Here is a 13,050-nt window from a genome sequence, read left to right on the forward strand (position 1 = left end):
CCCGCCTCAGGCGTCCAGGAGGTCGTGCTCCCGGATCAGCCAGCAGACCGCCGTCAGGCGCAGGGTCGCGAAGTCGTGGCCGGCGGGCTCGGTCCAGTCGACCCGGCTGAGCCAGTCGGTGAACCCGAGGACGTAGTCGGCGAGCTCCTCGCGCCGGACGGTCCGGCCCCCGGCGCCCCGCTGGGCGGGGATCAGGGCGTCGCACACGGCGGCGGCGTGCTGGTCGAGGGCGGCCGAAAGCCCCGGCTCGGAGGGGATCTCCGAGAGACGGGGCATGTACGTGGCGGCGACATCGATCAGCGGGCAGCCGGGCGAATCGTTCATCCCTCCACATTAGGTGCGTACGGGGACGTCCGGGCCGTGACCTTGGTCGCAGAATCCGGTGGCCCTTCCCCGGGGCTTCGGCCACCCTGAGGCCCATGGAAGAACCGTCCGCCGAAGAACCGATGTACCGGATCCGCGCGCTCCACACCGACCGTACGGTCACCGTCTACCAGGCGTACCCGCCCGCGATCGGCCTGCCCGCGGCCCGGGACGGACGCTTTCCGACCGCCTGGAAGCGGGAGCGGATGACGTGGATCAAGCCCTCGTTCCTGTGGATGATGTACCGCTCCGGCTGGGGGACGAAGGAGGGCCAGGAGACCGTCCTCGCCGTGGAGATCACCCGCGAGGGCTTCGAGTGGGCCCTGCGGCACGCCTGCCTCTCCCACTACGAGCCCGGGGTCCACGCCGACCGGCCCTCCTGGCAGCGGCAGTCGAGGGAGGCGCCGGCGCGGGTCCAGTGGGACCCGGAGCGCGACCCGCACCTCCAGCGGCTCCCGTACCGCTCGCTCCAGCTCGGCCTGTCGGGGGAGGCCTCCCGCCGGTACGCGGACGAGTGGACGGTGTCCGTCCGCGACGTGACCCCGCTCGCCCACCGGGTCCGCGACCTCGTCCGGGCCGGTGACCCGGACGCCGCCCGCCGGCTGCTCCCCCGCGAGGATCCCTACCCCGAACCCGTGGGGCTGCTGGACCACCTGCGCGTTCAGGCGGAGGGTGCCGTGACGACCGAGAAGTTGAAGTCGCCGGTGCCCAGCACCCCGTAGAGCCTCAGCCACAGCTGGATGAGCTGTTCGGTGGCCCGGGCGCTCGACAGGTCGCCGAGGTCGACGATCCGGTCGGCCGCCCAGCCGAAGGAGCCGAGCAGTTCCGCGACCACGGCCTTGGCGTCCTCGTCGTCACCGCTGAGGAAGACGTTGTGGTGTCCCGGGACCCGGCCGGGCTCGACCATGACCGTGTTGGTCATGGTGTTGAGCGTCTTGACGACCCGCGCCTCGGGGAACGCCTTCTGGAGCTGCTCGGCGATGCTTCCGCCGTCCGGCGTGACGACCCTCGGCGGGAAGCCCTCCGAGAAGTCGAGCGCGTTGGACACGTCGACGAGGACCTTGCCGCGCAGTCCGTCGGCGCCGACGGACCGCAGGACGGCGAGCGAGACGAGACCGCCGGTCGCGTTCACCACGAGCTCGGCGGGGGCGGCGGCGTCCGCGAAGGTGCCGTGCCCGCCGCCGTACTCCTCGGCCCACTTCACGGCCTCGGCGTTGTCGGCGGTACGGGAGCCCATCGTGACCTGGTGCCCCAGGGAGACGAGCGCGGTGGCGAGCCTGCGGCCGACCTCGCCCGTTCCCAACACGGCGATCTTCATGTGTGCGTGCGCTCCTTCGGGGGAGACGGCGGTCCGGGAGGCCGACCCTACGCCGCCCGGCGCGGGCCCGCCGCTCCGAAGCGTCCCGCGGTTTCCCGATGCTCTCCCGCGGTCTCCTCCCCCGTCGCCCCCGCGTCCTCAGGAGCGGGGCTTCCTCCGTCAGACGCCGGACGGGTCCCGGGGCGGGCGCCGCATCGCCCACAGCGTCGGGCCGCCGCCCGGGAGGCCCGCCTCGCCGAGCACGGTGAAGCCGAAGTGCTCGTACACGGGGAGGTTGTCCGGCTTGGAGGACTCCAGGTAGACGGGCATGCCCGCCGCGTCGGCCTTGGCCAGGCCGGAGCGCAGCAGCGCGGACCCGTGGCCCCGGCCCCGGGCGGCCGGATCGGCGCCGATCACCGCCAGGTACCAGTGGGGCTCCGGCGGGGTGTGCTCGGCCGCCGCCTCGACGGCCCGGCGGAACAGTCCGGCCCGGTCTCCGAGGATCTCCACGAGCTCCTGGACGGTCTCCGCGTCCGGAACGGCCTTCTCCTGGCCTTCCGGTGCCACCCAGAAGGCGGCGGCCGCGTCGGTGCGCTCGCACACGCCGTGCAGGCCGTACTGCCGGGTGAAGAGGGTGGTGAAGTAGCGGCCGAGACCCGCTTCGCGCGAGGCGTCGTCGGGGAAGAACCAGCGCATCATCGGGTCGTCGCCGAAGGCGCGGGCCAGGACGCCGCCGACCATCGGGGCGTCGTCGATTGCTGCCGTTTTCGGGGTGTTCGACTGAGGCATACGGGTCATTCTGCACCCGTGATGATCTTCGACGACCGGCGGGGGTGCTCCCGCGCCGAGGGGCCGGGACCGGTTCGATCGCGGCCATCACGCCGTTCCCGCGGGCGCGTTGGCGCCCGCGCCCGCCCGGCGCCCGCCGGATGCTCCCGGCGGAAGCCGGGAACACGGAGCGGCCCCCGCCCGCGGAGGGACGGAGGCCGCTCGGTGCCCGCTCTGCCGGAGAGCGGGCCGTGCGCCTAGAACAGCAGGTTGTACGTCTGCCAGCCGCCGCCGATCTTCGCGCGCGTGGCGTACGGCTTCGTCGCCACGCCCGTGCCCTGGTAGTACCAGAGCGCGCCGGAGGCGTCGCGGGCCACGAGGTCCGCCTTGCCGTCCGAGTTCAGGTCGCCCGGCGCCACCGTGGAGTTGTAGACCTGCCAGCCGGTGCCGATCTGCGTCCGGCCGCCGAACGGCCGGGTCGACACGCCCGTGCCCTGGTAGAGCCACTGCTTGCCCGCCGCGTCGCGCGCGACCAGATCGGCCCTGCCGTCACCGGTGACGTCGGTGCCGCCGACCAGCGAGTTGTAGACGCTCCAGCCGCCGCCGACGCGCACGCGTGCGCCGAACGGGGTCGTGGTGTCGCCCGTGCCCGGGTACAGCCACAGCGTGCCCGCGGTGTCCCGCGCGAGCAGGTCGGCCCTCTTGTCGCCGGTCAGGTCCGAGGCGCCGGTCAGCAGGTTGTAGATGTTCCAGCCGCCGCCGACCCGGAGCCGGTCCTTGAAGATGCCGCCGTCGCCGGACATCCGGTAGAACCACAGCACGCCGTTCCTGTCCCGGGCGACCCCGCCGGGACCGGTGCTCTGGACGGTCACCGGGCCGAGCCGGGTGATCGCCGAGTACTGGTTCCAGTCCAGGCTGGAGCCGACGAGCGAGGCCTCGGCGAAGGGGCGGGTGGACTTGCCCGTTCCGTTGTACGAGTACAGGTCGCCGTGCGTGTTCCGTCCCACGAGCTGGTAGCGCTCGATCACCGGGACCGGGCTGCCGACCGCGAAGTCGGAGACCTTCTCCGGGTTGCCCGTGCCGAAGCTGTACACCTCGTAGACGACGAAGTTCCGCAGGCGCCACGCGGGCGCGGTCGCCCCCGCCTTGAGGCCGTAGGTGACCGTGTGGTCGCCGGGCTGACCGATGTCGCAGCGGACCTCGCCGCCCCAGCCGATCTCGCCGAGCGAGTGGTCGCACTCGGCACCGGCGGCACCGCCCGCGTCGACACCGTCGACAGACACCTTCAGCTCGCCCTCGTCCCAGCGCCGGAAGCCGGGCGCCGCACCGAGGCTCATCACGAGGCGGCCCTTGTCGGCAGCGTGCAGCTTCACCGTGTGCTTGACCGTGCCACCGGCCGACAGCGTCGGCGTCGACAGCGTGATGGTGTTCTTGGCGACCTGGGCCCTGGTTTTGGCCGTGACCGTCGCGTGCGCCCGGCGCGGGCCGACGGCCTTGGAGCCGGCGGTCTGCGCCTCCTTGACGCCCGCGTCGAGGCCGGCGCCGCGGGGCACGTAGACGAGGCTGTAGTAGGCCGTCGTGCCGTTCGCCGCGGTGCTCGTGGCCGAGAGGACGGGCCCCGGGTTGCCCCAGTCCTTCACGTCGCACAGATAGACGCCGGCGATCCCGGCCTTCGGCTTGCAGCCGTCCGCCGAGTCCACCTTGAGCCCGGCCGGCAGTCCGCCGCCGGACCAGGTGGCGTCCGTGAGCGGCTTCTTGCTCAGAGCGTAGACGTACGTGCCGTCGGGCCGGCCGTCGTTCTGTCCGCCGGTGCCGAGCGGCCGCAGCTCGCCCCAGCCCTCCCCCGGCATCAGGACGAGGTCGTCGACCGGATCGAAGAAGAACGTGGGGTCTCCGGCCGCCACGGCCGTCCCCGCTCCCACGATGCCACCGGTGGCGAGCAGCACGGCCGCGACACCGGCCCTCAGAAATTCGCGCAAGATTTCCCCCCTGCTATGTACCGACCGGCGGACGCTAACACGGGCGTCGGACAAGGGAAGTCGCAGGTCGGACCCGGGGTGGGTGCCGGGGGCCGGGGGTGCGCGAGCGGCACCGGAAACGTCCGCCGGCGGCACCCCGGCGCCCCCGGCCGCACCCCCGCCCCCGCCCCCGCCCCCGGTCCCGGTCCCGGTCCCGGTCCCGGTCCTACGATCATGCCCATGGCGACCTTCGTGCACCTCACCCCCGCCGCCCACGCCGCCGGTGTCCGCCGGTCGGGGCTGCGGGCCTCCGGACACGGGGAGCGTCGTGGCGTGTTCCTCTTCCCCGTGCTCCCCTCGTACACCCTCACCCACCAGTGGCTGCGCGAGCTGGCGCGGCGCCCGGGGCCGCGCCCGCTCGTCGCCGTGCACGTACGCCTGCCCGACGACGAGGCGGTGACCGTCGGGCGGTACAGCGACCGCGAACCGGCCCGCGTGACGGCGGCGCAGGCCGTGCGCCGGGTGGCCGAGGCGGCGAACTGCCGGGGCTGGGAGGTGTTCCTCGCCCGTTCCGTCACACGCACCGAGGTGCGGCACATCCGTCCCGTACGGCAGGTCAACGGCTGGCGGTACCGGCCGGACGCCCATGGCACACCGCCCTGCCTCTGCTTCGGGTGCCGGGAGCGCGGCGGCTACGGCTCGCGCCGGCTCGGGGAGCGGCGGCCGCATCCGCTGGACGGCCCGGCGCCCGCGCCGCGGGTGCTGCTCGCCCGGGTGGAGGCCGCGGAGGCCGGGGGCGACTCGGCGGCGTTGCGCGAGGCGCTGTACTGGTTCGGGATGCGGCGGCGCGGGCCGCTGTCGCGGCTCGCCGGTCTCGCCGGGCATGCCGATCCCGCCGTACGGATCGCGCTGGTCGAAGCGGTCGCGTACTGGTCGACGCCCGGAGTCGCCGCGCTCCTAAGGGAGTTGGAGGACGATGCCGATCCGGGGGTGCGGGAGGCGGTGGCCGACGCGCTTGTCCGGTGAGCGAACGGGCGTGACCGGTTTCCGCTCTTGACGCGGAGTCAAAATCTCGCTGAACATTCAGCACGCACACCAGAACACCTGAACACCGCACAAGCACTCGTACAGCTCCAGCGCCTCGTGGCACCCAAGCCCGAGGCGTCTCGCACGTTCCGTCCCATCCCCGTTCGGAATCCGGAGCCCCCACAGATGAACATCTCCGTGCCCAGACGCGTCACCGCGGCCGCCGCTCTCGCGGCGCTCGCCCTCGGCGGACTCACCGGTACCACCGCCTCCGCCAGCCCGACGGCTGCCGCCGCCGCGCCCGACATCCCGCTCGCCAACGTCAAGCAGCACTTGACGGACCTCCAGTCGATAGCCACCGCCAACGGCGGCAACCGCGCCCACGGCCGCACCGGCTACAAGGCGTCGATCGACTTCGTGAAGGCCAAGCTGGACGCCGCCGGCTACACCACCACCCTCCAGACGTTCACCTCCAGCGGCGCGACGGGCTACAACCTGATAGCCGACTGGCCCGGCGGCGACCCGAACCAGGTCCTGATGGCCGGCTCGCACCTCGACTCGGTGACCTCGGGCCCCGGCATCAACGACAACGGCTCCGGCTCCGCGGCGGTCCTGGAGACCGCCCTCACCGTGGCCCGCACCGGCTACCAGCCCTCCAAGCACCTGCGGTTCGGCTGGTGGGGCGCGGAGGAGCTCGGGCTGATCGGCTCGAAGTACTACGTCAACAACCTGCCGACCGCCGAGCGCGCGAAGGTCAAGGGCTACCTGAACTTCGACATGATCGGCTCGCCCAACCCGGGCTACTTCGTCTACGACGACGACCCGACCATCGAGACGACGTTCAAGGACTACTTCGCGGGTCTCGGCATCGCGACGGAGATCGAGACCGAGGGCGACGGCCGCTCCGACCACGCCCCGTTCAAGAACGTGGGCATCCCGGTCGGCGGCCTCTTCACCGGCGCCGACTACACCAAGACGTCGGCGCAGGCGCAGAAGTGGGGCGGCACCGCCGGCCAGGCCTTCGACCGCTGCTACCACTCGTCCTGCGACACGACGGCGAACATCAACGACACCGCTCTCGACCGCAACAGCGACGCGATCGCGCACGCGATCTGGACGCTGTCCTCCGGCACGACCACGCCGCCCACCGGCACGGTCTTCGAGAACACCGCCGACGTCGCCGTCCCGGACAACGGTGCCGCGGTGACCTCCACGGTCAACGTCACCGGTGTCACCGGCAACGCGCCCTCCACCCTCAAGGTGGACGTGAACATCGTCCACACCTACCGGGGTGACCTCGTCGTCGACCTCGTCGCCCCCGACGGATCGGTCTACAGCCTGTCCAACCGGTCCGGCGGCAGCGCCGACAACATCGTCCAGACCTTCACCGTGAACGCCTCCTCCGAGGTCGCCAACGGTGCCTGGAAGCTCCGCGTCCAGGACAAGGCCTCGGCCGACACGGGTTACATCAACAGCTTCAAGCTGACGTTCCCGTAGCTCCACACCGCAGAACGCCCGGGCGGGTCGGTGACCATCGCACCCGACCCGCCCGGGGTCCCAACCGCTCCCGCCCGTCCGGCTACTTGTCGGCGTTCGCCGCGTTCACCAGCGCGTCCTTCGTCACCGCGCCGACGTAGACCCTGCCGTCGTCGGTGAGGAGCGCGTTCACGATCTTCGTCTTGAAGACCGTGCCCGAGCCGAACTTCCCGGTGACCTTGTCGCCGAGGGAGTCCAGGAGCCCCTGGACCTCCTTCGGCGCCTCGTCGGTGCTGGGCGCCGGGGCGCCGGTGTCGAGCTTCGCGATCGTGGTCCAGCCCTCACCGATGACGTTCACGCCGTCCTTGCCGGCGCCCGCGCCGAGGCCGAAGGCGTCCCCGAGACCGCCGGGCAGCTCGTCGCCGAACGGGCTCTCCTTCGCGCCGCCGGCCTCCTCGGCCGCCTTCTCCGCCGCGCCCTCGGTCACCTTCGCGCCCTGCGGCGCCTTGAAGGCGAAGTCGGAGGCCGCCGGCTTCGAGAAGTCGACCTTCGTGAAGCCCGCGTCGACGACGGGCTTGCCGCCCTCGACGGACGAGAGCGTGAACTTCAGCGGGGTGCCGGTCGCCGAGTCCACCGCGATCTTCACCGACTCGACCGTCGAACCGGCCTGCTTCGGCTTGATCACCAGCTGGTACGCGTCCCGGCCGGCCACCTTGGCCGTGCCGTCGACGGTGATCGACGTGGTGTCGCCGGCCGCCTTCAGGACCTCGTCCGCGAGCTGCTTGGGCGTGCCCGGCAGTTCCTTGTCCTGCGGCGCGCGCTCCGCGGCGCCGGCGTCGGCGGGGGCCTTCTCGTGGAAGACCTCGTTGGACTTGCTGTCGTACGCCCAGACGTCGTCGCCGTTGTGGATCAGGCTGTACTCGTCGGAGCCGTCGAGCAGGGTCAGCTTCTGGCGCTCGGGGCCGTCCGCCGCGATCCGCAGGGTGTGGCTGCCGGAGACGAGCTCCGTGAGCTTCTCCGAGGGGTCGGCCGACGAGCCGCCGCCGGCGCCGCCGATGGCGGACGTCAGGCCGCCGAGGGGCAGGCCCAGGTCGGTGGAGACCCTGAAGGTGCCGGAGAGGGTCTGGGTGTCCGAGGCGGCGATCTTCTCGATGAGCTGCTGGGCCGTGATCGCCGGCAGGTCGGGGTCGCCGGACGCCGCCAGCGCCGGGACCAGTCCGATGGTCGCCGCGGCCACTCCTGCCACCGCGACCGGGACGATGAACCGGCTCGCCTTACGGGTCTCTGCCATGGTCTCCCCTAGCTCCGTGCCCTGAGCGGGCCCTCTTTGGTCGATGTCTCCATCTCACCAAAGAGGAGGGGCGGAGGCGTCAGCCCCGGGGATCAACCTCACGTACTGCTTCGGGATGACCCGACCCTGAGACCGGCTAGCCCGCCCGGTGGACCACCGCGTCGCACATCTCCGCCAGCGCCGCCTTCGCGTAGCCGTCGGGCAGCGGCGCCAGCATGGCCCGCGCCTCCTCCGCGTACCGCACGGTGTCCCGTCGGGCCTGCTCCAGGGCCGGGTGGGCGCGCAGCCGGCGCAGGACCTCGGCGTGCCGGTCGTCGTCGGTGAGGTCGCCGTCGATCAGCGCGACGAGTTCGAGGTCCTCGGGGTGTCCCTGGGCCGCCGCGGCGGCCCTCAGGTGCAGGACGGGCAGGGTCGGGATGCCCTCGCGCAGGTCGGTGCCGGGGGTCTTGCCGGACTCGTGGGAGTCGGAGGCGATGTCGAGGACGTCGTCGGCGAGCTGGAAGGCGACGCCGAGCCGCTCGCCGTACTGGGTGAGGGTGTCGACGATGCTCTGGTCGGCGCCGGCCATCATGGCGCCGAAGCGGCAGGAGACGGCGACGAGCGAGCCGGTCTTGCCGCCGAGGACGTCGAGGTAGTGGTCGACGGGGTCGCGGCCGTCGCTGGGACCGGCGGTCTCCAGGATCTGGCCGGTGACGAGGCGTTCGAACGCCTCGGACTGGATCCGTACGGCCTCGGGGCCGAGGTCCGCGAGCGTGTGCGAGGCGCGGGCGAAGAGGAAGTCACCCGTGAGGACGGCGATCGAGTTGCCCCAGCGCGTGTTGGCGCTGTCGACCCCGCGCCGTACGTCGGCCTCGTCCATGACGTCGTCGTGGTACAGCGTGGCCAGGTGGGTGAGCTCGACGACGACGGCGGAGGGCACGACGCCCGGCGCGTAGGGGTCGCCGAACTGCGCGGCGAGCATCACGAGCAGCGGGCGGAACCGCTTGCCGCCGGCCAGGACGAGGTGCTGCGCGGCCTCCGTGATGAAGGGGACATCGCTCTTGGTGGCGGCCAGGAGGCCCGCCTCCACACCCGCCAACCCGGTCTGCACATCGGCCTCAAGAGCCTGGTCCCGCACGCTAAGACCGAACGGCCCGACGACGGTCACGAGGGGGTCTCCTGTCTGCTGACGCCTGCTGACGTTCCCACGAATCGTTCACACGGATTACCGACGATCACATGGATTGTCGATGAGTCGCCCGATTCACTCACGCCAGCGTATCCGGTCACCTTTCGATCACCGTGGGCGCCTTCCCGTCGCCCCCGGTATGTTCGGGATCAGCTGATACGACCAGGAGTAGGCCTTTTGTCCCGAACAATGATCGACACCGACCCGAACGGCGAGCAGCCTCCCCCCGAGGACGACCACGCCTTCCTCGGGCATCCCCGGGGCCTGCTGACCCTCTCCGGCCTGGAGGTCTGGGAGCGGTTCTCGTTCCTCGGCATGCAGGCCATCCTCGTCCTCTACTTCGCGGCGTCCGTCTCCGACGGCGGCCTCGGCATGGCGTCCGGCACCGCCGCCTCGGTCTCCGCCGCCTACGGCACGCTCGTCTATCTGGTCTCGGTGGCCGGCGGCTGGCTCGCCGACCGCATCCTCGGCTCCTACCGCGCGGTCCTCTGGGGCGGCATCCTGATCGCCTGCGGCCACTACGCGATGGCCGTGCCGACCGCCGCCATGACGTGGGTGGGCCTCGGACTGATCAGCGCGGGCACCGGACTGCTGAAGCCGAACGTGGCGACCATGGTCGGCAAGCTCTACCGCACGGACGACGACCGCCGGGACGCCGGTTTCGCGCTCTACTACATGGCGATCAACATCGGAGCCTTCGCCGGACCGCTGATCACCGGCTGGCTCGCCGACCACAAGGGCTACCACTGGGGCTTCTCGGCCGCCGCGCTCGGCATGACCCTCGGCCTGATCCAGTACGTCGCGGGCCGACGTCACCTGGCCGGGCGCAAGCACTCCGCCGAATCCGCGCTGGCCCCCGAGGCCATGCGCCGGGCGGTCCGGCTGATGACCGTCGGAGCGGTCGTCGTGGCCGTGGCCGCCACGGGCCTCGCGCTCGCCGGCTGGCTCACCATGGACCGGTTCGTGGACGTGCTGACGGTGATCTCGGTGATCGCCCCGGTCGTCTACTTCCGGGTGATGTTCACCAGCCCCCGGGTCACGGCCGAGGAGCGCGGCCGCCTGAAGCCGTACATCGTGCTGTTCCTGGCCTCGGTCGTCTTCAACTTCATCCTCTTCCAGGCGTACTCGACGATGATCCTGCTGGCCTCCACCAACGCCCGGACGACCATCCTCGGCTTCGACTTCCCGGCCAGCTGGTACGCCTCCGCGCTCGGCGCCTTCGAGGTGGCCCTCGCGCCCGTCGTGGCCGCCGTCTGGGCCCGGATGGGGCCCCGGCAGCCGCACGCCTCCAACAAGATCGCCTTCGGTGTGATCCTCGGCGGCCTGTCGTTCCTCCTGATGGTCCTGCCCACCTCCGGGCACGCCGACGACACGTACCAGATGGCCGCCTGGTGGATCGTCGGCTCGTACCTCCTCCTCGGCCTCGGCGACGTGCTCCTGGAGACCTCCGGGATGTCCGCCACCAGCAAGCTCGCCCCGAAGGCCTTCTCCAGCCAGACGATGTCGCTCTGGTTCCTCTCCCTGGCCCTCGCCAACGGCATCCAGGCCCAGACCGTGAAGCTCTACGACGACGTCTCCAAGCCCGTCTACTTCGGCGTGAACGGCGCCGTCGCCGTCGCCGTCGGCCTCGTCGTGATCGCCCTGGCGCCCTGGCTGCGCCGCACCATGCACCCCGTCCACTAGGGAGCCGAGATGAAGATCCGTACCGACTTCCCGTACGAGACCCGGCACGAGGACGTCCGGATCCCCCTGCCGGACGGAACCAGGCTGTACGCGCGCGTGTGGCGGCCGCTCACCGACGAGCCCGTACCGGCACTCCTGGAGTACCTGCCGTACCGCCTCACCGACTGGACCGCGCCCCGCGACTGGCAGCGCCACCCCTGGTACGCGGGCCACGGCTACGCCTCCGTACGGGTCGACGTCCGCGGCCACGGCAACAGCGACGGCCTGCCCGGCGACGAGTACGACCCGGTCGAACTCGCCGACGGGGTCGCCGTCGTGAACTGGCTCGCCGAGCAACCCTGGTGCACCGGCAGGGTCGGCATGTTCGGCATCTCCTGGGGCGGCTTCAACTCGCTCCAGATCGCCGCCCTCGCCCCCGAACCGCTCAAGGCGATCGTCACCGTCTGCTCCACCGACGACCGCTACGACAACGACGTCCACTACATGGGCGGCTCCGTCCTCGGCGTCGACATGCACGCCTGGGCCGCCACCATGCTCGCCTTCGTCTGCCGCCCGCCCGACCCCGAGTACGTGGGCGAGGAGTGGCGCACGATGTGGCTGAAGCGCCTGGAGGCCGTGGAGCCCTTCGTCCACACCTGGCTCTCCCACCAGACCCGCGACGCCTACTGGAGGCACGGCAGCGTCTGCGAGGACTACGGCGCGATCAGGGCCGCCGTCCTCGCCGTCGGCGGCTGGCACGACCCGTACCGCGACACCGTCCTGCGGCTCGCCCAGCACCTCCCCCAGGACCGGGTGCGCGGCATCATCGGCCCCTGGTCGCACCAGTACCCGGACCGGGGTCTGCCGCCCGGACCCGCCATCGGCTTCCTCCAGGAGACGCTGCGCTGGTGGGACCACCACCTCAAGGACGTCGACAACGACGTGATGGCCGAACCGGTGCTCCGCTCCTGGATCAGCGACTCCCACCTCCCGGCCACCGTGTACGAGGAGCTGCCCGGCCGCTGGGTCACCGACCCCTCCTGGCCCTCCCCGCACGTCACCCCCGTCCGATACGCCTTCCAGGGCGACCCGGTCGTGGTCGACTCCCCGCAGCAGACCGGGCTCGACGCGGGCCGCTTCTTCCCCTTCGGCAACGACGCCGACCTGCCGCCCGACCAGCGCGAGGAGGACGCCCACTCGGCCTGCTTCGACTTCCCCGTCCCCGAGGACGGCGGTCCCGTCGAGATCCTCGGCCGGCCGTCGGTGAGCCTCGCCCTGCGCACGGCCGCGCCCACCGGGCAGGTCGTCGCCCGGCTCTGCGACATCGCTCCCGACGGCTCCTCCACCCTCGTCACCCGCGGCGCGCTCAACTTCTCCGCCCGCTACGGCCGCGACCGGGCCGTGGAGGCCCAGATCGGCGAGACGGAGAGCTTCGTCTTCGAGCTGAACGGCATCGGCCACTCCTTCGCACCCGGCCACCGGGTGCGCCTCGCGGTCTCCTCCACGTACTGGCCGTGGATCTGGCCGCAGCCGGACGCGGCCGGCTTCACCCTCGACCCGGCGGGCTCCTCACTGACCCTGCCGGTCCGCCGTCCCACGCAGGACGCCGTCGACTGGGCGGAGCCGGAGCAGTCGGAGCCGCTCGGCGTGGTCTTCCCGCGCACCCTGGAGGAACCGCGCCCGGAGCGGGTGGTGGTCAGGGACGTGGCGAAGGGCGAATGGACGCTGGAGGTCGACCCGAAGTACGGCGGCACGCGCGTGTACCCCGACGGCCTGGAGTTCTCCGAGGACGCCGTGGAGACGTACACGATCGACGAGAGCGGCCCGCTCTCCGCCCGGACCCGCTCGGAGTGGGCGATCCGGCTCCACCGCCCGGAGCTGGCCTGGGACGTCACGGTGGACACCCGCTCGGAGATCACCTGCGACGCGGACGCCTTCTTCACCACGAACGAGGTGGTGTGCAAGGAGGGCGGGGAGGTCGTCTTCCACCGGACGTGGGAGAAGCGGATTCCCCGCACGGCGGGCTGAGGACGCGGAAGGC

Annotated in this window: 11 protein-coding genes; 5 read left to right on the plus strand and 6 right to left on the minus strand. The window is 71.9% G+C overall.

The features are described 5' to 3' along the window. Positions 1-6: 6 nt before the first annotated feature. Positions 7-324, minus strand: coding sequence for a DUF6401 family natural product biosynthesis protein (locus ACH4MY_RS24930; protein ID WP_398005920.1), 318 nt, complete (start codon positions 322-324; stop codon positions 7-9). Between the two features lie 95 nt (positions 325-419). Between ACH4MY_RS24930 and ACH4MY_RS24935 the strand changes: the two genes are divergently transcribed. Then, positions 420-1,085 carry a DUF4291 domain-containing protein gene (locus ACH4MY_RS24935; RefSeq protein WP_398005921.1) on the plus strand — a complete coding sequence of 222 codons (666 nt, stop codon included), beginning with the start codon at positions 420-422 and terminating at the stop codon, positions 1,083-1,085. Here the strand turns inward: ACH4MY_RS24935 and ACH4MY_RS24940 are convergent. The 3 genes from ACH4MY_RS24940 to ACH4MY_RS24950 all read right to left on the minus strand — a co-directional run bounded on the left by ACH4MY_RS24940 (position 1,025) and on the right by ACH4MY_RS24950 (position 4,407). Next, complete coding sequence (locus ACH4MY_RS24940) at positions 1,025-1,681, minus strand: NADPH-dependent F420 reductase (RefSeq protein WP_398005922.1); 657 nt, start codon at positions 1,679-1,681, stop codon at positions 1,025-1,027. The two genes, ACH4MY_RS24935 and ACH4MY_RS24940, sit on opposite strands and share 61 nt — an antisense overlap. Positions 1,682-1,840: 159 nt before the next feature. After that, positions 1,841-2,458, minus strand: coding sequence for a GNAT family N-acetyltransferase (locus ACH4MY_RS24945; RefSeq protein ID WP_398005923.1), 618 nt, complete (start codon positions 2,456-2,458; stop codon positions 1,841-1,843). Between the two features lie 227 nt (positions 2,459-2,685). After that, complete coding sequence (locus tag ACH4MY_RS24950; protein ID WP_398005924.1) at positions 2,686-4,407, minus strand: FG-GAP repeat domain-containing protein; 1,722 nt, start codon at positions 4,405-4,407, stop codon at positions 2,686-2,688. Between the two features lie 219 nt (positions 4,408-4,626). On the opposite strand from ACH4MY_RS24950, the gene ACH4MY_RS24955 reads away from it, so the two are divergent. Next, on the plus strand, positions 4,627-5,412 hold the full coding sequence (locus ACH4MY_RS24955) for a HEAT repeat domain-containing protein (protein WP_398005925.1): 786 nt from the start codon (positions 4,627-4,629) through the stop codon (positions 5,410-5,412). Between the two features lie 186 nt (positions 5,413-5,598). Further along, a complete protein-coding gene (locus tag ACH4MY_RS24960) occupies positions 5,599-6,909 on the plus strand; it encodes a M28 family metallopeptidase (protein ID WP_398005926.1) in 1,311 nt (436 codons plus the stop codon). A gap of 82 nt (positions 6,910-6,991) precedes the next feature. On the opposite strand, the gene ACH4MY_RS24965 is transcribed toward ACH4MY_RS24960, so the two are convergent. Continuing rightward, positions 6,992-8,179, minus strand: a complete 1,188-nt coding sequence (locus ACH4MY_RS24965) for an outer membrane lipoprotein carrier protein LolA (protein WP_398005927.1) — start codon at positions 8,177-8,179, stop codon at positions 6,992-6,994. A gap of 136 nt (positions 8,180-8,315) precedes the next feature. Next, a complete protein-coding gene (locus ACH4MY_RS24970; RefSeq protein ID WP_398005928.1) occupies positions 8,316-9,326 on the minus strand; it encodes a polyprenyl synthetase family protein in 1,011 nt (336 codons plus the stop codon). A gap of 210 nt (positions 9,327-9,536) precedes the next feature. Between ACH4MY_RS24970 and ACH4MY_RS24975 the strand changes: the two genes are divergently transcribed. After that, the gene (locus tag ACH4MY_RS24975; RefSeq protein WP_398006088.1) at positions 9,537-11,030 is read left to right on the plus strand and encodes a peptide MFS transporter; all 1,494 of its coding nucleotides are present in this window, start codon (positions 9,537-9,539) and stop codon (positions 11,028-11,030) included. Positions 11,031-11,039: 9 nt separating this feature from the next. Further along, complete coding sequence (locus ACH4MY_RS24980; protein ID WP_398005929.1) at positions 11,040-13,037, plus strand: CocE/NonD family hydrolase; 1,998 nt, start codon at positions 11,040-11,042, stop codon at positions 13,035-13,037. The last annotated feature ends 13 nt before the right edge of the window (positions 13,038-13,050 follow it).

It is taken from the genome of Streptomyces sp. NPDC017246 (assembly GCF_044331325.1).
Taxonomy (GTDB): Bacteria; Actinomycetota; Actinomycetes; order Streptomycetales; family Streptomycetaceae; genus Streptomyces.

Excerpts from the sequence above, each read along its gene's own strand:
- ACH4MY_RS24930 (WP_398005920.1), bottom strand. The coding sequence starts at position 324 with ATGAACGATTCGCCCGGCTGCCCGCTGATCGATGTCGCCGCCACGTAC.
- ACH4MY_RS24935 (WP_398005921.1), top strand. The coding sequence starts at position 420 with ATGGAAGAACCGTCCGCCGAAGAACCGATGTACCGGATCCGCGCGCTC.
- ACH4MY_RS24940 (WP_398005922.1), bottom strand. The coding sequence starts at position 1,681 with ATGAAGATCGCCGTGTTGGGAACGGGCGAGGTCGGCCGCAGGCTCGCC.
- ACH4MY_RS24945 (WP_398005923.1), bottom strand. The coding sequence starts at position 2,458 with ATGACCCGTATGCCTCAGTCGAACACCCCGAAAACGGCAGCAATCGAC.
- ACH4MY_RS24955 (WP_398005925.1), top strand. The coding sequence starts at position 4,627 with ATGGCGACCTTCGTGCACCTCACCCCCGCCGCCCACGCCGCCGGTGTC.
- ACH4MY_RS24960 (WP_398005926.1), top strand. The coding sequence starts at position 5,599 with ATGAACATCTCCGTGCCCAGACGCGTCACCGCGGCCGCCGCTCTCGCG.
- ACH4MY_RS24965 (WP_398005927.1), bottom strand. The coding sequence starts at position 8,179 with ATGGCAGAGACCCGTAAGGCGAGCCGGTTCATCGTCCCGGTCGCGGTG.
- ACH4MY_RS24975 (WP_398006088.1), top strand. The coding sequence starts at position 9,537 with ATGATCGACACCGACCCGAACGGCGAGCAGCCTCCCCCCGAGGACGAC.
- ACH4MY_RS24980 (WP_398005929.1), top strand. The coding sequence starts at position 11,040 with ATGAAGATCCGTACCGACTTCCCGTACGAGACCCGGCACGAGGACGTC.